Source organism: Mycobacterium sp. 852002-51163_SCH5372311 (assembly GCF_001667115.1).
In the GTDB taxonomy this organism is placed as follows: domain Bacteria; phylum Actinomycetota; class Actinomycetes; order Mycobacteriales; family Mycobacteriaceae; genus Mycobacterium.
In genome coordinates this window covers 68,404-86,633 of the sequence record NZ_LZIJ01000014.1, presented here as the reverse complement: position 1 = coordinate 86,633, position 18,230 = coordinate 68,404, and the positions used below count along the sequence as shown (strand labels likewise).

At 65.7% G+C, this 18,230-nt stretch carries 20 protein-coding genes and 1 riboswitch; of the genes, 7 read left to right on the top strand and 13 right to left on the bottom strand.

Annotated features, from left to right (window positions below; all coding sequences use genetic code 11):
- Window positions 1-59: 59 nt before the first annotated feature.
- Window positions 60-284: a hypothetical protein gene (locus A5791_RS01710; protein WP_067229954.1), complete on the top strand. Its 225-nt coding sequence runs from the start codon at window positions 60-62 to the stop codon at window positions 282-284.
- 43 nt (window positions 285-327) lie between these two features.
- Complete coding sequence (locus A5791_RS01705; RefSeq protein WP_067229950.1) at window positions 328-687, top strand: hypothetical protein; 360 nt, start codon at window positions 328-330, stop codon at window positions 685-687.
- Between the two features lie 11 nt (window positions 688-698).
- Here A5791_RS01705 and A5791_RS01700 read toward each other — a convergent pair whose 3' ends face one another.
- From A5791_RS01700 to A5791_RS01670, 7 genes are all read right to left on the bottom strand, one after another.
- Window positions 699-2,093, bottom strand: a complete 1,395-nt coding sequence (locus A5791_RS01700) for a peptidase (RefSeq protein ID WP_156660942.1) — start codon at window positions 2,091-2,093, stop codon at window positions 699-701.
- A 260-nt stretch (window positions 2,094-2,353) separates the two neighbouring features.
- On the bottom strand, window positions 2,354-2,782 hold the full coding sequence (locus tag A5791_RS01695; RefSeq protein WP_067229946.1) for a DUF86 domain-containing protein: 429 nt from the start codon (window positions 2,780-2,782) through the stop codon (window positions 2,354-2,356).
- Entirely contained in the window at window positions 2,772-3,164 is a 393-nt protein-coding gene (locus tag A5791_RS01690) for a nucleotidyltransferase domain-containing protein (RefSeq protein ID WP_067230150.1), read from the bottom strand. Before A5791_RS01690 ends, A5791_RS01695 begins: the two co-directional genes overlap by 11 nt.
- 33 nt (window positions 3,165-3,197) lie before the next feature.
- Window positions 3,198-4,676: a M28 family peptidase gene (locus A5791_RS01685; protein ID WP_067229942.1), complete on the bottom strand. Its 1,479-nt coding sequence runs from the start codon at window positions 4,674-4,676 to the stop codon at window positions 3,198-3,200.
- Window positions 4,673-6,115: a M28 family metallopeptidase gene (locus tag A5791_RS01680; protein ID WP_231995769.1), complete on the bottom strand. Its 1,443-nt coding sequence runs from the start codon at window positions 6,113-6,115 to the stop codon at window positions 4,673-4,675. Before A5791_RS01680 ends, A5791_RS01685 begins: the two co-directional genes overlap by 4 nt.
- Before the next feature lie 110 nt (window positions 6,116-6,225).
- Entirely contained in the window at window positions 6,226-6,651 is a 426-nt protein-coding gene (locus A5791_RS01675; protein ID WP_067229936.1) for a DUF2752 domain-containing protein, read from the bottom strand.
- 13 nt (window positions 6,652-6,664) lie between these two features.
- Entirely contained in the window at window positions 6,665-6,994 is a 330-nt protein-coding gene (locus tag A5791_RS01670; RefSeq protein WP_067229932.1) for a CD225/dispanin family protein, read from the bottom strand.
- Between the two features lie 387 nt (window positions 6,995-7,381).
- Between A5791_RS01670 and A5791_RS01665 the strand changes: the two genes are divergently transcribed.
- Complete coding sequence (locus tag A5791_RS01665; RefSeq protein WP_067229929.1) at window positions 7,382-7,882, top strand: serine/threonine protein kinase; 501 nt, start codon at window positions 7,382-7,384, stop codon at window positions 7,880-7,882.
- A 14-nt stretch (window positions 7,883-7,896) separates the two neighbouring features.
- Here A5791_RS01665 and A5791_RS01660 read toward each other — a convergent pair whose 3' ends face one another.
- From A5791_RS01660 to thiO, 4 genes are all read right to left on the bottom strand, one after another.
- Window positions 7,897-8,655: an SGNH/GDSL hydrolase family protein gene (locus A5791_RS01660; protein ID WP_067229925.1), complete on the bottom strand. Its 759-nt coding sequence runs from the start codon at window positions 8,653-8,655 to the stop codon at window positions 7,897-7,899.
- Window positions 8,652-9,410 (bottom strand): thiazole synthase, encoded by a 759-nt coding sequence (locus A5791_RS01655; RefSeq protein ID WP_067229922.1) that lies wholly within the window; start codon window positions 9,408-9,410, stop codon window positions 8,652-8,654. Before A5791_RS01655 ends, A5791_RS01660 begins: the two co-directional genes overlap by 4 nt.
- Window positions 9,403-9,609 carry a sulfur carrier protein ThiS gene (thiS, locus tag A5791_RS01650; RefSeq protein ID WP_067229919.1) on the bottom strand — a complete coding sequence of 69 codons (207 nt, stop codon included), beginning with the start codon at window positions 9,607-9,609 and terminating at the stop codon, window positions 9,403-9,405. Before thiS ends, A5791_RS01655 begins: the two co-directional genes overlap by 8 nt.
- On the bottom strand, window positions 9,606-10,610 hold the full coding sequence (gene thiO, locus A5791_RS01645; protein ID WP_067229915.1) for a glycine oxidase ThiO: 1,005 nt from the start codon (window positions 10,608-10,610) through the stop codon (window positions 9,606-9,608). The genes thiS and thiO overlap by 4 nt, the downstream gene beginning before the upstream one ends.
- Window positions 10,600-10,729: riboswitch (TPP riboswitch) on the bottom strand. Its footprint overlaps the gene before it by 11 nt.
- Window positions 10,730-10,757: 28 nt before the next feature.
- Here thiO and thiE point away from each other — a divergent pair.
- Window positions 10,758-11,423, top strand: coding sequence for a thiamine phosphate synthase (gene thiE / locus A5791_RS01640; protein WP_067229912.1), 666 nt, complete (start codon window positions 10,758-10,760; stop codon window positions 11,421-11,423).
- Here thiE and A5791_RS01635 read toward each other — a convergent pair.
- Window positions 11,395-12,027, bottom strand: a complete 633-nt coding sequence (locus tag A5791_RS01635) for an NUDIX hydrolase (RefSeq protein ID WP_067230147.1) — start codon at window positions 12,025-12,027, stop codon at window positions 11,395-11,397. The genes thiE and A5791_RS01635 overlap by 29 nt on opposite strands.
- Window positions 12,028-12,196: 169 nt before the next feature.
- On the opposite strand from A5791_RS01635, the gene glnX reads away from it, so the two are divergent.
- From glnX to A5791_RS01620, 3 genes are read left to right on the top strand one after another with little or no spacing between them, the layout of a single operon-like run.
- Window positions 12,197-13,516 (top strand): protein kinase G-activating protein GlnX, encoded by a 1,320-nt coding sequence (glnX, locus tag A5791_RS01630; RefSeq protein ID WP_067229908.1) that lies wholly within the window; start codon window positions 12,197-12,199, stop codon window positions 13,514-13,516.
- Complete coding sequence (locus A5791_RS01625) at window positions 13,516-14,502, top strand: glutamate ABC transporter substrate-binding protein (protein ID WP_067229905.1); 987 nt, start codon at window positions 13,516-13,518, stop codon at window positions 14,500-14,502. Before glnX ends, A5791_RS01625 begins: the two co-directional genes overlap by 1 nt.
- Window positions 14,502-16,802, top strand: a complete 2,301-nt coding sequence (locus A5791_RS01620; RefSeq protein WP_067229901.1) for a serine/threonine-protein kinase PknG — start codon at window positions 14,502-14,504, stop codon at window positions 16,800-16,802. The genes A5791_RS01625 and A5791_RS01620 overlap by 1 nt, the downstream gene beginning before the upstream one ends.
- A gap of 501 nt (window positions 16,803-17,303) precedes the next feature.
- Here the strand turns inward: A5791_RS01620 and A5791_RS01615 are convergent.
- Entirely contained in the window at window positions 17,304-18,155 is an 852-nt protein-coding gene (locus A5791_RS01615) for a hypothetical protein (RefSeq protein ID WP_156660940.1), read from the bottom strand.
- Window positions 18,156-18,230: the final 75 nt, after the last annotated feature.

The following is an 18,230-nucleotide window of genomic DNA, read 5'->3' as shown; positions in this document are numbered from 1 at the left end:
CCGGCCCGAGGAATTTCAGAGGTTCCGACGGCCACCGACAAACTGCCGAGAGGACGCATATGCTGCAGAAGATTCGCCAAGCGCTTGACTTCGAGGTCACCATCGGCCAGCTCATCGTCCTCGGGCTGGTCCTCGGCACACCGTATCTGCTGATAGGCACCATCTGGTCGGCGACGCACACCCAGCATCTGAGCCAAATGCACGGAGCCGACCTGGCGGTGTCCTTCCTGGGTTCGATCGTGTCCTGGCCGGTCCTGCTGTTCGCGAACGTGTGCATGACCTGAGCGTCGAGCGGCCAAATCTGCAATTAACATCCAAGGAGAAGGCGTGACTCATCGTCTGATGTACATCGGGATCGCCGGAGTGCTGCTGGCGGCCTTCGGGCTGGGCGCGATGCTGTATCCGGTCCACCTCAACGCATACGACATGTACGGCATCAAGGTCAGCTGCGGCAACGGATTCCATTCCAACCTCAACCAGGCCGCCGAGACCCACGGTCACGACTTCGTCACCCAGTGCGGTAATGCGGTGCTGCTCCGTCGCATCTGGGCCATTCCCACCGTTGTCATCGGTTGGCTACTGGTCACCGGGTTTCTGGTGAAGTGGGTGCACAACGACCAGCAGGCAAGAGAAGACGCGGAGCCGCCGCACTACGTCCCACACCCGGAGATCGCTCGACACTTCTGACCGGTGGCAACCTATCCCGGATACCGCGAGTAACAGGCGTCCATATTGCCGATCACTCCGCCGCGGAACGCCGCTATGCGAGTGAATCCGGCCGGCACGGTGGAACCGTCGGCGTCGCTGGCGACCAGACGGTTGGTCAGCAACCCGGAGACGGCCTCGTCCAGGTCACCCGCCGTCAGCAAAAGCGACTTCTGGGAAGGCAACTCGATCGGTTCGGCCATCTTGCGGTGCACGACGCCGGTCAGGCAGGCGGTGCGCAGCGCCGTCCACGGACTCTGCATCGGCAGACCGCGTTCATGTTGCACCGCCAGCGCGTATCGCGACATCACGATGGACAGCGCGGTGTCGTCGCCTTGGGGCAGCGAGTGCTGTTTCATGCCGGCAACCTTCGACATCGCAGCCAGTGAGGGCAGGTCGACCACGATGGTGTTGGTGGCAGGGCAGTAGGACGCCGGCGGACTGGATTTCGCGTCGGAGCAATCGGCCGGCTTGTACGACAACGTCGGTGCTTGCCTGGGGTTGAAGATCTTCCCCAACAGCTCCATCAGGGTCGACAAGGTGTCTTCGTTGATCGGGACCTCACCGGTCTCCGGGTCGCCATTGGGGTCTCGCCGCAGGGTCTTCGGCAAGTCGCCGCGACGCTGCTCGATTTCCTTCAGGTCGATGGCGGCGCAAGCCTGAGTGCCCGTGATAAAGCCCATCTGGAAGGCGCTGACCCGGTCCAGAGCCGAGCCGTGTTCGTCGTCGTTGGGTGTATCGGAGTCCATTACCGGGTCGCGGGTGGTGATGATGCCGGCCAGCACATGGTCGAGCCCGTCGGCCGTGCTCAGCGCGAAGCGCTTCGACTTGCCATCTGCCACATTGAACAGGTAGACGCCGGCGAAACAGTCGGCCTGCTGCTCCTTGACGATCGTCTTGGTACTTCGCGTCACCAATTTGGCCATGTTCTGCAGCGCATGTCCGAACTCGTGTGCCAATACGCCGTTGACGGACATGTCGCCGAAATACTTTTGCGCGGCGGCCATGAAATCTCCACGGTCCCAGGCGATCAGGTTGCACCGGGAGGTGAAGAACGCATTGGGCATTTTGTAGGTCTCGTTGTGACAGATGATCGGGCTTCGCGGATCGGTGGAGTCGTACGAGACGTACTTGTCGAGCGGCTTGAAAGATCCCTTCAGCGACCCGTTGTAGTTCGCCTTCCAGTACTCCTCGATGTCGTTGAGCGAGAGCAGCGACAACTTGTCGATCGGCCCGTTGTTGGTGTTGACCACCGTGCCGGTCGGTGCGGGTGCGTTCGAGCGGGCGCCGCTCGGCCCGTTGGTCGCGGGCAGACCACCGACGCGGAATGGATCGTTGAGCATCGACAGTGCGCGCCCGTCGACGAAAGTGGTGCATCCCGCAACCATGAGTGTCGCCGCGGCGCAGGCGAACGCCGCTCGTGTGCCCGCGATTGCTGCCCGAGAGCGACCACCCCGCAGTCGACATAGCTTCCGCACGTGGCTATTCATTGACCAACCCCGTCCCGACCGGCGTGTACAGCAAACTGAAGGAGAACCCATCTTAGAACGCCCGGTTTACCGTAGTAGCACAAACCGAGGTCTCAGCTAAGAACAACGCGACATGCATGGAATCCCGGCCACGAGGTCATCGAGCTTGTGCGGCGAGGCTACCGGTCGGCGCGTTCGTCCGAGACAAAAGCCGTCACTCGCCCGACAAATTGATCAAGGTCGGACAGATCCTCAAGTCTGGAAGTTACGATCTCGTCGGACACCTTCACATACTCGTGCACGAGCACATTGCGGAAACCAACTGCCTTGCGCATCGCATCCGAACCCTCAGCGCTCAGCACGCCATGGCGTCCCAGTAACTTCATTGCGTCGCCGTTGTCGGCCGGTGGGCCCCAACCTTGCGCCGAGCAGATGTGTTGCGCCACATCGATGCCCGCTTCTATGGCCGTGAGGAAGGTGTACTTCACGCCGCGCAGCCACATCGGATCGGAGCGACGATCCTCGCCAGCCTTGGATTCCCGGCGCAAAACGTCCAAATCATCGGTGATACTGCGCAGCAGTCTGAGAACCCGAACGCTATCGACCACGGCGCAACACCGTTTCCGCGAATTCCTTATGGGCACGGGTCATCCGCGGCAATTCATCGAAGTAGATCTTGCGAGTCGTCGCCTCCCACGCAACGCGAGCACTCGCATCCCTCTCAAAGAGGAGCTTTCCGTTCACCGCGACACGTCCAGCAAGCTCGAGGGGAGCCTGATTGAGCACCAGTAGATCGACCTCGGGAGGCAGAAGCAGCTCGAATGCCGCTGGGGGGTGTCCGTCAAAGTAGGCCGCGACGTCCATATCAGAGTCCGGTTTGCCGGTGCCCGCAGCACGGCTTCCGTGTAGGTACGCGAAGATCGCGCCGCGACGCTGTAGGGCGTCAATCACCGCTGCAGCTCGCTGTTCAAAGCGTTCGCCTTCAGGCATAGCCACACCGTACTCGGGAGCCTGACAGCGCATTCACGGCATCCGGGCGCGATGCCGCTTGTCGCGGGGCGGGACGCCGTTGACGCCCCCGATCGACTCCGCGTAGGTTCCCACTGCGAAAGCCACCCCAGAACCCATGACCGCCAACGCTTCCCGATTGATGTTGTCGATGGTGTCACGAGGGCTCTGATAGTTGGGGTCGAGCCAGACGCCGGCCTGGCCGCCCCAAAGCCGCGCCTGCACGGTGGTTTTCGGCTGCGAGGCGCCGGTGTTCATTCCTCCGATCGGAACGCCCGCGACCAGGAACGGGTGATAGTCGGTCCGGGTGTTCAAAGGCATGTCGGCGGGCCGCTTCCCGGCCAGGTTCAAATAGCCGGCCAGGGTGCGCTCGATGCCGGCCGAGCCTTCGGGCACATCCGAAGCCGCCACACCGGATCCGGGCGGCCCGGACTGGTCGCCGTCGTCGGTGAAGAAGCCGGCGTTGGCCGAACCCAGCATGTCGAAGTTCAGGTACAGCGCGATGTCGTTGAGTCGATCCCGGTCCAGGCCGAAGACATAATCGGTAGCGCCGTTGAGTCCGTCCTCGGCGGCTCCCCAGAAGACGAAGCGCACCGCATTGGTCACCGGCGCCAAAGGGCCCATTTGCAAGGCAGTTTCCAGCACCGCGGCCACTCCCGAGCCACCGTTGTTGACGCCCGGGCTATCCCGCGCGCTGTCGAGATGTGTCCCGACCATCACCACCTCGTCCGGCTTGCCGGTTTTGGTCTGAGCCAGCACATTTCGCGAGGTGACCTTGCGGGTTTCGGCGTCCAGCACCAATCGCACCGGCGCGCTGGCCCGCTCCAGCGCGGTGGCGCCGCCGGCGCCGACGACTGCGACGGGCAGGGTCAGTTCGTTGTAGTACCCGGCATTGAACAGGGTCGGCGGAGCACCCGCACCGTTGGGACGGCTGATCACGATGAGCGCCGCGGCGCCCCTGGCCTTCGCACTCTCCTGTTTGACCACTACCGAGCAGCGGCTGTCGTCGACTACTGCGATAGCACCCTTCGGCACCTCGGCCGGGTAGGTGGTGGGCTCGCAGCCGGACGCTTGCGCGGGCCGGACCGGCTGGCCGGTCAGCCCGCCGGGCGGTGTCTGAACCAGCAGCGACGCCTGGTCCACCGGGTAGCTGCGGCCGGCAACCGTCAGCGACGGCTTCCCGGCCGATACCGCGTACAACCGCTCGAATTGCGGCGTCGACACGTCAAATCCCTTGGCGCGCAACGTCTTCGATACGTAGTCGACGCTGGCGTCGAAGCCCCGTGTGCCCTGGGCCCGGTTCCCTTTGTTGGCGTTGGCAATATCCTGCAACGCGTGTAGGTGGGTGTACATCCGGTCCGCCGTCACCTTCGCCGCCAGCGCGCGACCGAAGTCCGGCGCGGCAGGCGGCGGCACCGGCCGTGGCGACGAGCACCCCGCCAGCCCAGCTATCAGCAGCGCCGCACCCAGGCTTCGGACTATCGCCGGCATCATGGCTTGACGAGCACGTGCCGCGTACGGTCCTCTATGACCGGAACGCCGTTGTGCCCACCAAGGTCCTGCGCGTACAGCGCCACCGCGTAGGCCACCCCGCCACCTTGGATGCCCAGCGAGGTGCGATCGATGTGCTCGAGGGTGTCGCCCTTCTGGTGGTAGTTGGGATCGAACGGCTCGCCCGCGGTTCCGCCCCACAGCTTGGCTTGTTCTTCGGACTTCTTGTTCTCGGCGCCGGAGAACAGACCGCCCGACGGGATCCCGGCCAGCGTGAACCCGTCGTAGTCGGAACGGCCGTCGAACGAGGTGTCTTGCGCGGTCTTTCCCGCCGCCTTCAGGTAGGCGACCAGCGTGCGCTCGATTCCCGCCGAACCTTCGGGTACCACCGGCTGGCCGCGGTCCTTGGCCGGCATTGACTGGTCGCCGTCGTAGGTGAAATAACCCGGGTTGGGCGACGCCAGCATGTCGAAGTTCAGATACAGCGCAATGTGTTTGAGCGCGTCGAGGTCCAGTGACTCGACGTAATTCCGCGACCCGATCAATCCGAGTTCCTCCGCACCCCAGAAGCCGAACCGCACCGCGTTGCGCACGTGTGGCGAATTGCCCAGTTGCACAGCCGTTTCCAGGATCGCAGCGACGCCGGACCCGTTGTCGTTAATGCCCGGCCCCGCGGGCACACTGTCCAGATGCGCCCCGGCCATCACCACGTCGTTGGTGGACCCGGTCTTGGTCTGCGCGATGATGTTGCGGGCCTTGAAACTTTGGGTGTTCGCATTGAGCTTGACGGTGGCCGGCCCGGTCAGGCCGTGCAGCAGTATGCCGTCTGACTTGGTGACGGCCACCACGGGGATTTTGACGTCGGTGTTGGCCCCAAGGGTGCCGCCCATGCGTTCCTCGTCGACGTTGTCGACCACGACCATGGCTACGGCTCCGCGCTGTACCGCGGCGTCCTCCTTCTGCGAGAACGGACAGTTGCCGCGATTGACCAGCACCACCGCCCCTTGCGCCGGCAACCCGTCGTAGTCCGACGGCGTACAGCCCGGACTGTCGTCGGCCGGCGCGGCCACCAGTGGCCCGGTAACCCCCTCAGGCGGGGTAGCCAGACTGTAGTCGAGCGCACGCGCCTCCAGGGTCTTGCCACCGACGGTGAGTGACCCCTTTTCGGCATGGAAGACGCGGGCGGAAAACTCGGGCGTTTGCACGTCGAAACCGCTGTCGCGCAACACCTTAACCACATAGTCGACGCTGGCTTCATAGCCCGGGGTGCCCACCGCGCGGGTACCGTTGTTGGCATTCGCGATGTCCTGCAGCTTGGACAGGTGCTTCATCATCGCGTCGGTGGTGACTTTGTTGCGCAAAGTGCTGGCGAACTCGGCCGCGGCCGGATCGCCGTTGGGCCCCGCGGCCTTGTCCTTCCCATGGGTGCAGCCGGTCAGCATCAAAGTGAGGGCGACGACGGCGACCAGCGCGAAAGTCCTAGATTTGTTCAGCATCGCGCCCAAGGTTAGCCGTTCGGGACCCGCGCTTGATAGCCCCGGCACAGACACCGTCAGACGAATAGTCCGCTGAATGGCGGAAACGGAATGTTGCGCACCACAAACCAAGCCACTGTCAACACCAGTGTCACCGCCGCCGCCCAGCGCTGGTGCTGCCAGCTCCTGATCTGCCGGCCCGTCAGCCGGCCGTAAGTCCAAGCCAGATACGCCCACGCCAAAAATGCCAGCGCCACCAGGCCCAGAGCGTTGAACCTGGCGGCCGCCAACACATTGCCGTGCATGAGCGAATACAGCATCCGCAGGCTGCCGCACCCAGGACAGTCGATACCCAACAGAGCCTTCGTCGGGCATACCGGCAGCGGACCGTGCGGAGTCGTCGGATCACCCACCCAGATGGCCGCGCACACCACCGTCGTCGACGCGGCCACCAACAGTGGCGCGGCCAGACTCCGCGGCACCAGCCCCTGGCGGGTCACCATGAGCGCGCCCGGCTTAGAACAGCATGCCGAGCATCGCCGCGCTTTGGTTGGACGCGAGCATGCCGCCCGCAATCGCGATGATCGCGTAGATAACGCCCGCGACAACCCCGGCGATCGCCGCCCACATCGACCACTTCTTGGCAGCTTCGGCGGAAGCCTGCGCCTCGGCGTATTGGCCCTGCGCCCACAACCCGTTGACCTGGCTCGACTTGACGATGGCAACGACCCCGAACGGGAGGCAACAGAACAACGTCGTCAAAATGGCCCATACCAGGTAGTTGTTCGGCGCTTGCCCGCCCGGTTGCTGCGGCGGGTATCCGGGCGGAGGTGGTGGCTGTGTCATCGATTCTCCAGTCGCGAGAGGTTAGCTGGCGTGAAACGGTGCTTACCATACCCGAGCCCCGTCACCCTGGCATCCTTAATCGCAAATCCCGTCGCTGCCTTGCCATGAACGCTATGACGGGGACGCACCAGGCGCATAACCTGTCTGCACTGAGGCGAATACCTCCGAAATGAGACTCGTTGAGTGCTTTGAATTCTCGGCAAAGCAACCTACGTTCTGGCAATCCGCGATCAATTCCCAGACAGATAATTTCTAGCGGAATGTGTTGCGTGGCCCCGACGTAGCCCTACGATCCTTCTTGGGATCCCCCCGCTTCTGGCCGCCGATCAAAACACGCTTCTGGAAGTGCGGCGGCCGCCGCGAGTCCGTCAACCTAAGGAGCCAAAGATGTCTCACCGCATCAACGCGCTGCGAGCCGCGACCGCTGCAACGCTCGTGGGCGGCTTTGCCTGCTTCGGTACGGGCATCGCTAACGCAGACCCCAATGACACGCTCGTCACCAACCTGTCCAAGGGCTACAGCGCCAGCAACTGCACTCCCCAAGCACCGCCCAGCGGTGTGCTCGCCGTGATGCAGTGCGGGCAAAACTCCGAACCGGGCGGGCCGGTCTTCGCCAAATACTTGCTCTTCAACACCAGCAGCGATCTGAACAGTTCGTTCACCACCAGCATCGGCTCCGACACACTGACCAATTGCGGAGACGCCAAGTCGCCCACGACATGGCACCAGGGCAGCTCCAACGACCCTGCCGGGCAGGTGGCATGCGGGACCTATCAGGGCCAAGCCGAAGTCATCTGGACCACCGACGGCAAGAACGTGATGAGCCTCATCCGTGCGGCCAACGGCGACACCGCGGCGCTCTACCAGTGGTGGCGCACCAACGGTTGAGCGCCACCAGTCGGCTACATCTGGTCCAAAACCAACTCCGCCACGGCGCGCATGCCGGCAGCGTTGGGATGCAGCGGCGAGGGCCGAAACGGCACGGGCACACCGGGTCTCGTCGTCCAGGGCTCAGCAGACCACGCATGATGGGCTCTGCTGGCCGTTCCGGCGCGGACGATCTCGCACTTCGTTGCCGCGGCGGCTTCGGCTGTGAGCCTTTCCAAAGTGGCCCCCACGTGGCGACCCAGTTCTGCGTCGGCTCGCGAAAGCGGCACCGCGGACTCGCCAGCAGGCGGCAGCACCGTCAGGTAGTCGACAAACATGATCCGTGCCTTAGGGGCGCGCTCGCGCAATGCGCGGCCGACCGCGCACAACGAATCGAGCACCTGGGCCAGATCGCGGTCCCGCTTGTCGCGATCCAGCAGCTCAGCTACGCGTCCGCCGAGCAGCGGAAGTCTGCGCACTGCCGCCGGTAACGACGCGGCCATCAACAACGGAATGTAGCCGACGTCGTTGCCGCCGATGGTGACGGTGATCAGCGTCTCCGTGCCGTCCAGCGCCGTGATTTGCGGCGGTGAGCCGTGCTGCCGCTCGGCGAGCACGTGCGCGGTGGTGGCACCGGAATAGGTGACGTCGGTCAGGTCGAGGTTCAGTTTTTCGGCGATCAGGTGAGGGTAGTTACGTGCCGATCGGCCGGCCCGCCACGGCGCTCCGTCGGCGCCGGGTCGGATCCCCGGTCCGGCGGCCATCGAACTTCCAAGTGCTACATAGTGTTTCATCGCTGCGGGCTGGATGCCTGCGCCCAGAAGCGTTTAGGGATCCGCCCGGCCCTACGCGCCAGATAGCCCGCGCTGACGGCGGCAGCCATAGCCGTGGCCATCGCCGGCGGGTCGGCGGCGCGGGTCACCGCGCTGGCCAACAACACAGCGTCGCAACCCAATTCCATCGCCAGTGCGGCATCGCTCGCCGTGCCGATCCCGGCATCGAGCACCACCGGAACGCCGGCCTGAGCAACGATCATTTCGATGTTGTGCGGGTTGGTGATGCCGAGGCCAGTACCGATCGGCGCGCCCAGCGGCATCACGGCGGCACATCCGGTGTCCTCCAGGCGGCGCGCCAATGCCGGGTCGTCGTTGGTGTAGGGCAGCACCACGAATCCGTCGTCCACCAAATGTTCTGCAGCTCTGACTAATTCGACACCGTCGGGCAGCAGGGTGCGTTCGTCCGCGATGACTTCGAGCTTGACCCAGTTGGTGTTGAGCGCCTCGCGGGCCAGCTGTGCGGTGAGCACAGCCTCGGCGGCGCTGCGACACCCCGCGGTGTTGGGCAGCGGCGTGATGCCCAGCCGATTGAGCAGGTCGAGCAGCCCGGTCCCACCTTCGGCGTCAACGCGGCGGATCGCGACGGTGGTCAGCTCGGTTCCCGACGCGATCAGCGCCTCTTCCAGCACCGCGAGGTTGGTAGCTCCACCGGTTCCCATGATGAGCCGCGAGGCGAAGCTGCGGTCACCGATCGTCAGCTTCGAATCAACCACCTTGCACCGCCGTCACCACCTCGAGTCGTATAGGCGCAGTAAACTCGACAAGCCTTGTCGTCCAGTCGGATCGGGGTAAAACCGTCTGATCCAGCGCTACCGCGATACCCCGCTCCGGAAAGCCCAGTGACTCCAACAGCGCTGCCACTGTGGTCCGGTCGTCGACCTCGACCTGCTGCTCGTTGACCATGACGATCATGCGCCAACTCCGACGGGAGCTAGTTCGGCCGCAATCTGTTCGGCGGTCCACGGTGCCAACAGGAATCCCGATCGGCCGTGGCCGGCTGCGACCAGGGTCCGTTCGTCCAGGCGCCGCACGATCGGCAGGTTGTCGGGTGTCATCGGGCGCAACCCGGCGGCACACTCGGCCAACTCGTACTCACCCAGCGCCGGCAGCACCGCACACGCATCGTCGAGCAGGTCGCGCACCCCCGACACAACCGGTGCCGTGTCGCGGCCGTGCTCGTACTGGGTGGCGCCCACCACCACGCCGTCGGACCGCGGCACCAGATATATCTGACGTCCATGGACTCTGGCACGAATCACCCTCTGCAGCAACGGCATACAGCCCCTGCGCCAGCGCAGCCGTAACACTTCACCCTTAACCGGACGTATCGGCAGACCTGGCCAAAGCGACGGTGCGTCAACGCCGTTGGCGATCACCACAGCGTCGTCGTGAACGCGAGACAGGTCGTCGACCGGTTCCGCCCACCGGACGCCAAGGCGCTCGCAATCGGTGGACAACGCATCGAGCACCGCGCGGTTGTCCACCGCCAATTCGGTCGGCGCCCGAAAACCGTGCCGGATGCCTTGTGCCAGCAGCGGTTCGAGGTTTCGTGCGGCCGGCTCCCAGACGACCGGGTGGCCCTGCTCGGAGAGCCAGTCGGCGACGGTATGCAGGTCGGCCACGTCGGCTTGGTCCACGGCCACCACCAGCGACTCGCGGGCGGTGATCACCTCCGGCGGCAGCCCGTCGGTGAAGCCGCCCCCGCGCCACAACCGCAAAGACTCCAGACCCAGCCTGAGCAACCGTTCCTCGCCGGGCCAGCCCTCGCTGTGTGGGGCCAGCATGCCGCCGGCAACCCAGGACGCGCCCCGCTCGCCGGTGCGGTGCACCCGGACAGACCATCCGTCCCGCGCCGCGCGGCGTGCCACCGCCAGACCAATCACGCCGCCGCCGATAACGGCTAACGAATGCATCCTCGCTCCCTTCGCCGGCATGACCCGGATCAGGTGTGACGGTAAGGGCAGGTCCGGCTGTACCGATCGCGCCCACTCTCAGTCCCGCTGGTTACCCCGGGACTCCCGTGCCTACAAGCTTCCACGCTAGCGCGCTACCGTCGCGATGTGCACGAACGTTTGCGGACGGCGAGGCTCTACCTGTGCACCGACGCCCGCCGAGAGCGCGGCGACCTGGCCGAGTTCGCCGATGCAGCCCTGGCCGGCGGCGTCGACATCATCCAGCTGCGGGACAAGGGTTCGACGGGTGAGCAGCGGTTCGGCCCGCTGGAGGCGCGTGGCGAGCTGGCCGCCTGCGAGGTTCTCGCCGACGCCGCCCGCCGGCACGGCGCCCTGTTCGCGGTCAACGACCGCGCCGACATTGCCCGCGCGGCCCGGGCGGACGTGCTGCACCTCGGGCAGGGCGACCTGCCACCGGCGGTGGCGCGCGAGATCGTCGGGCCGGACACGCTGATCGGCCTGTCCACCCACGATCCCGGCCAGGTCGCTGACGCCTTGAAGGCCGCCGACGGTGACTATTTCTGCGTCGGCCCCTGCTGGCCCACCCCGACCAAGCCGGGCCGCGCGGCGGCGGGATTGCCGCTGGTACGGGCCGCCGCGGGGATGCGGCCGGACAAACCCTGGTTCGCCATCGGCGGAATCGACGCGCAGCGGCTGCCCGACGTGCTCGAGGCCGGCGCCCGCCGGATCGTGGTGGTGCGCGCGATCACCGCGGCCGAGGATCCACGCGCCGCGGCCGAGCGGCTCAGTTCAGCGCTTGCAGCAGCGAGCTGATTCGGGGACTGAGCTGCGCCGGTGCCTGATTTACGTCGCCGGGCATGCACCAGACGAAGACGCCGTGCTCGATCTCGACGGTGCGCGGCAGGCGCTGCCGTCGTTCGTCTCCGTTGTCCAGCGGCACGGTAGCCGGCGCCGTGCGCAGCCGCTGCCAGCTGTCGGCGAAACCGGGGTGCAGCGGTAGATCAGCCACCGCGTTCTCGGGAACCCAGCGCAACTCGGCGCTCTCCCGGTTGGGCACGGTGCGCAGCCGCTCGACGGCATCGGCGACGACCGTGGTGTAGCTCCACTTGGTGCCGTCCCTACCGACTACCTCGACCGTCTTCACTGCCGCCCGCACGGCGAGCTGCTCGGCAACCAGTCCCGCCTCCTCATTGGCTTCGCGGACCGCGGTCTGTTCCGGAGATTCGTGACTGTCGCGCGCACCACCCGGCAGGCCCCAGGTGCCGCCCTGATGACTCCACACCGCCCGATGCTGCAACAGCACCGCGGGCGTGCCGTCGGGCTGCGGCGCCCGCAGCAGCAGGCCGGCCGCGCCGTATCTGCCCCAGTAATGGACGCCGCTGTCGGAGACAACCCATCCGTCACCGTCGCCCCGCACGCGTTCAGGATATGCAGGCGCAGCGCGCAGCGCGGTCAGGAGATCGAGACGCACGCGAATTGCGTCGGCCTCCCCCCATCGGCGTGCGCCTTCTCTTAGAATTCGCTTATACGCCGAAGTCGCTTTATAGAGCTTCCTGGTATGACCGAAAGATGAGGTCCGAGCAGACGTGACGGTTGAGCTGGCGCACCCGTCGACTGAGCCGCTGGGATCGCGCTCGCCTGCCGAACCCGCTCACCCACGCTGGTGGTTCATCTCGACGACGCCGGGGCGCATCTTGACCATCGGCATCGTGCTCGCCGCTCTTGGCGTGTCCAGTGCGTTCGCCACCTCGACCACCGTCAACCACCGCCAGCAAGTGCTGACCACCGTCCTCAACCACACCGAGCCGCTGTCGTTCGCCGCCGGACGGCTTTACACCACGCTGTCGGTGGCAGATGCCGCGGCGGCCACCGCGTTCATCGCCCAACCCGAACCACGTTCGGTCCGGCAGCGCTACGAGCAGGCGATTACCGACGCCGCGGTGGCAGTGACCCGGGCGTCCAGCGGGCTGACCGACGAGCCGATGGTGCAACTGCTGGGACGGATCAACGCCGAGTTGGCGGTTTATACCGGGCTGATCGAGATCGCGCGCACCAACAACCGGGCCGGCAACCCGGTCGGGTCGTCGTATCTGTCGGAGGCATCGGGACTGATGCAGTCGAAGATCCTGCCCGACGCCCAGCAGCTCTACCAGGCGACGACGCAGCGCGTGGACAGCGAAACCACTGCGTCCACACATTTCCCGGCGGCGGTGATCCTCGTCGTGGCGACCACGTTGGTCTTCGGCGTGTTCTCCGATCGATGGCTGGCCCGGCGGACCAGGCGGCGGATCAACCCCGGCCTGGTGGTGGGCGCGCTGGGTATTGTCGTGATGGTGGTGTGGGTCGTCATTGCATTGATTTTCTCGACGACAGCCAGCCGCAGCGCGAAGGACACCGCCGCCGAGTCGCTCAAGACCGTCACCAACGTCGCCATCACCGCCCAGCAGGCGCGAGCCGACGAGACGTTGTCACTGATCCGTCGTGGCGACGAAGAGATTCGCAAGCAAGCCTTTTATCAGCGCATCGAAGACATGCACCGACAGATCGACGCATATATGTCGCGCAGCGACGCGATCGACAAGCCCGACCTGCAGGGCGCCGACCAGCTGCTGATCCGCTGGCGGCAGGCCAACGACCGGATCAACGCTTATATGTCGGTGGGCAACTACCGGGCCGCCACCCAGGTCGCGTTGGGTAAGGGCGAGGACGACTCGACCCCAGCCTTCGACCGGCTTGACGAAGCGCTGACCAAAGCGATGGACGAAAGTCGCACCCAGCTGCGCAACGACGTGCTCAACGCCCGCAGCGGGCTGTCCGGCGCACAGGTAAGCGGCGTGGTGCTAAGCCTGGGCGCGGCCCTGGCGGTCGCCCTGGGTCTATGGCCACGGCTGAAAGAGTATCGATGATGACGCGCCTGCTTGGGGTCCGGCGGGCGGCTATCTCTCTCGCGGTGTTCTCCACGGCGGTCATGCTGGCCGGTTGCGCGCACCCCGCACCGCCCAAAGTCGCCCCGGTGCCGACGTTGCCGCTGCCGACCCCCGTCGGCATGGAAGAAATGCCGCCCGAGCCCCCGCTGCCGGCGGACACCGCGGGCGAGGATTGCAATCCGACCGCCAGCCTGCGCCCCTTCCCCAACAAGGCGGAGGCCGACGCCGCGGTGGCCGACATCCGCGCGCGCGGCAGGCTGATCGTCGGCCTGGACATCGGCAGCAACCTGTTCAGCTTCCGCGATCCGATCACCGGTGAGATCACCGGATTCGACGTCGACATCGCCGGCGAGATAGCGCGCGACATCTTCGGCGCCCCTTCGCACGTCGAGTACCGCATCCTGTCGTCGGCGGAGCGGGTTACCGCATTGCAGAAGTCACAGGTCGATGTCGTCGTCAAGACCATGACCATCACCTGCGAACGGCGCAAGGTGGTCAACTTCTCCACCGTCTACCTCGACGCCAACCAGCGCATCCTGGCCCCGCGCGACTCGATGATCACCAAGGCAGCCGACCTGTCCGGCAAGCGGGTGTGCGTGGCCAGGGGCACCACGTCGCTGCGCCGGATCCGTGAGATCACACCGCCGCCCACCATCGTGTCAGTGGTGAACTGGGCCGACTGCCTGGTGGCCATGCAGCAGCGCGAGATCGACGCCGTCAGCACCGACGACTCGATTCTGGCCGGGCTGGTCGAAGAAGACCCGTACCTGCACATCGTCGGGCCCAACATGGCCACCCAGCCCTACGGCGTCGGAATCAACCTGGAGAACACCGGGCTGGTGCGCTTCGTCAACGGCACGCTGGAACGTATCCGCCGGGACGGGACGTGGAATACGTTGTACCGCAAGTGGTTAACGGTGCTGGGTCCGGCGCCGGTGCCGCCTACGCCAAGGTACGTGGACTGATGGCCGAGCGCCCGGAGAACACCGCGCAAGAAGGCCCGGAGTTGGCAGACCAGGATTCCGGCAGCGCGGCCACTCAACCCGAAGATCAGCCGGCCACTCAAGCGACTACCGGATCTTCGCAGCGCCCGCAGGCCACCCAAGCGCTGTTCCGCCCCGATTTCGACGACGACGACGACGATTTCCCGCACATCACCATCGGCACCAGGGACACCGAGCCGCAGGACCGGACTACGAGTGCGACCCGGGTGGTGCAGCCGGTCAGACACCTCGGCGGCGGCCTGGTCGAGATCCCGCGGGTGTCGGATATCGATCCGCTCAAGGCGCTGATGACCAATCCGGTGGTCCCGGAGTCCAAGCGGTTCTGCTGGAACTGCGGACGGCCGGTCGGGCGGTCCGGTCCGGAGGGGAAAGGGGCTTCGGAGGGCTGGTGCCCGTACTGCGGCAGCCCGTACACCTTCCTGCCGCAGCTGAGTCCGGGCGACATCATCGCCGGGCAGTACGAGATCAAGGGCTGCATCGCGCACGGCGGCCTGGGCTGGGTCTATCTGGCTGTCGACCACAACGTGAACGACCGACCGGTGGTGCTCAAGGGCCTGGTGCATTCCGGCGACGCCGAGGCGCAGGCGATCGCGATGGCCGAACGGCAGTTCCTGGCCGAGGTCGTGCACCCGTCGATCGTGCAGATCTTCAACTTCGTCGAGCACGTCGACCGGCACGGAGATCCCGTCGGCTACATCGTCATGGAGTACATCGGCGGGCAATCGCTCAAGCAAGGCAAGGGCGAAACGCTGCCCGTCGCCGAGGCGATCGCCTACCTGCTGGAAATCTTGCCGGCGTTGACGTACCTCCACTCGATCGGCCTGGTCTACAACGACCTGAAGCCGGAGAACATCATGCTCACCGAGGAGCAGCTCAAGCTGATCGATTTGGGTGCGGTGTCGCGGATCAACTCGTTCGGCTACCTCTACGGCACACCCGGGTTCCAGGCGCCGGAGATCGTGCGGACCGGCCCGACGGTGGCCACCGACATCTACACCGTCGGTCGTACGCTGGCGGCTTTGACGCTGAACCTGCGCACCCGCAACGGCCGCTACGTCGACGGGCTGCCCGACGACGATCCGGTGCTGGCCCGCTACGACTCCTTCGGCCGGCTGCTTCGCCGCGCGATCGACCCGGACCCCCGGCGCCGGTTCAGCACCGCCGAGGAGATGTCGGCGCAGTTGATGGGGGTGCTGCGCGAGGTCGTCGCCAAGGACACCGGGGTGCCGCGACCCGGCCTTTCCACCGTCTTCAGCCCTAGTCGTTCGACCTTCGGAGTTGACCTGCTGGTCGCGCACACCGACGTGTACCTGGACGGCCAGGTGCATTCGGAGAAGCTGACCGCCAAGGAGATCGTGACCGCGCTGCAGGTGCCGCTGGTCGACCCGACGGACGTCGCCGCTCCCGTACTGCAGGCGACGGTGCTCTCTCAGCCGGTGCAGACGCTGGACTCGTTGCGCGCGGCGCGGCACGGTGCCCTGGACGCCGAGGGCACCGACGTGTCCGAATCGATCGAGCTGCCGCTGATGGAAGTTCGCGCGCTGCTGGACCTTGGCGACGTGGTCAAGGCCACCCGGAAACTCGACGACCTGGCCGAGCGCGTGGGCTGGCGGTGGCGGCTGGTCTGGTATCGGGCCGTCGCGCAACTGCTCACCGGCGATTACGACTCGGCCATCAAGCATTTCACCGAGGTGCTGGACACCTTCCCCGGGGAGCTGGCGCCCAAGCTGGCGTTGGCCGCCACCGCCGAACTGGCCGGCTACACCGACGAGCACAAGTTCTACCAGACGGTGTGGAGCACCGACGACGGCGTGATATCGGCGGCCTTCGGATTGGCCAGAACCCTTTCAGCCGAAGGGGATCGGGCTGGCGCAGTACGCACCCTCGACGAAGTACCGGCCACCTCAAGGCATTTCACCACCGCACGGTTGACCAGCGCGGTGACCCTGCTGTCCGGACGGTCGACGAGCGAAATCACCGAGGAGCAGATCCGCGACGCCGCCCGACGCGTTGAGGCGCTGCCGCCGACCGAACCTCGCGTGCTGCAGATCCGCGCTTTGGTGCTGGGCGGCGCGATGGACTGGTTGCAGGACAACGAGGCCAGCACCAACCACATCCTCGGCTTTCCGTTCACCGATCATGGCTTACGGCTCGGGGTCGAGGCTTCGCTGCGCAGTCTGGCGAGGGTAGCGCCGACACAGCGGCACCGCTACACACTGGTGGACATGGCGAACAGGGTGCGGCCGACGAGTACGTTCTGATTCGCGCTCGTCGGGCATCGGCGCTTCGGGTGTCGGGCGTGGCGCGTCGCGCGTGGGGCGTCGGGCTTCGGGCGTGGGCGCGTCGCGCGTCGGGCGTCGGGCGTGGCGAGTGAATCCTGGGCATCGGGCGTGGGGCGTCGGGAGTGAATCCTGGGAGTCGGGCGTGAATCGTGGGCTTCCCGAGTGAATCCTGGGCTTCGCGAGTGAATCCTGGGCGGGATTGCGCCCCGGTTTCCGCCCTACGCGCACACTCAAAGCCGTAGGTTCACAATGAAAGCCGTAGGTTAACAACGAAAGCCGTATGTCCACAACGAAAGCCGTATGTTCACAATCGATCGCGAGGAATCGGGCGTGAATCCTGGGCTTTCGGCGTGAAGCCTGGGCGGGAATCCGGCCCGATTTTCGCCCTATGTGCACACCCAAATCCACAGGCTCACAACGAAATCCGTAGCTTCACGCCCAAAGCCGTAGGTTCACAACGAAAGTCGACGCGCAGAGCCATCAGGGTCCACTCCAAACCCGTTCGACCATCGCCGCCCGGACTCGGCGAATGATATCGGCGCGACGGTCCTCTGTGACGACCCGGACGATGAGCCAGCCCTTCTGTTCAAGCATCTCCAGGCGCTGAATGTCGTAGACATACACGCCGCGTTCAGTCTGGTGGTGTTCACCTTCATATTCGACGCCGACCATGTACTGCTCCCAGCCCACGTCGATGTAGGCGGCGGGAAGCCCGTTCGCGCCCAGCACCGGTATCTGAGTCTGCGGCCGCGGGAATCCCGCCTCGATGAGAAGCAGCCGGAGGTAGCTCTCCCTGGGAGACTGTGCGCCCGCGTCGACGAGTTCGAGCGCGGTCTCCAGTCGCCGTAGTCCGGGCGACCCGTGATGGCACCGCGCGATGTGCAGAACGTCTTCGACCTTGAAACCCGTCGCGGCCGCGAGCGCATCCAGTCGCGCTACCGCCGAGTGGATGGCTCCGCCCCGGCCAATGTCGAAGGCGGTTCGCTCCGGCGTGGTGACCGACCGGTCGGCCAGCAGCTGCACTTCGCCATCCAGCAGCTTGCGACGTCGCGTCAGGACACCTCGGGGCGGTCGGGAATTCGCGCATATCAGCTCAACTGGAACGTCGTGGGGAATCCACTTGGCGCCGTGCAGCGCTGCGGCGGCCGCACCTGCGATGGTCGCCCTGCCTCTCGACCACAACCAAGCGGCGGAGATGCGCTGCTCAAGGGACGGTTGCGTCTTTGCCGGCAGATAGACGTTGGGCAACAAGGGGCGATATCGCGTGCGCAACTGATGGCGGTCCAAGACCCCGCGCTGCAACGCCTCACTGCCGATAAAAGGTTCCTGCACGCCGCGAAGCGTCGCACGACCATCGCCCTCCGCGTTTTCGCCTATCCACAGCCAATTCATAGCTAGATGTGCACA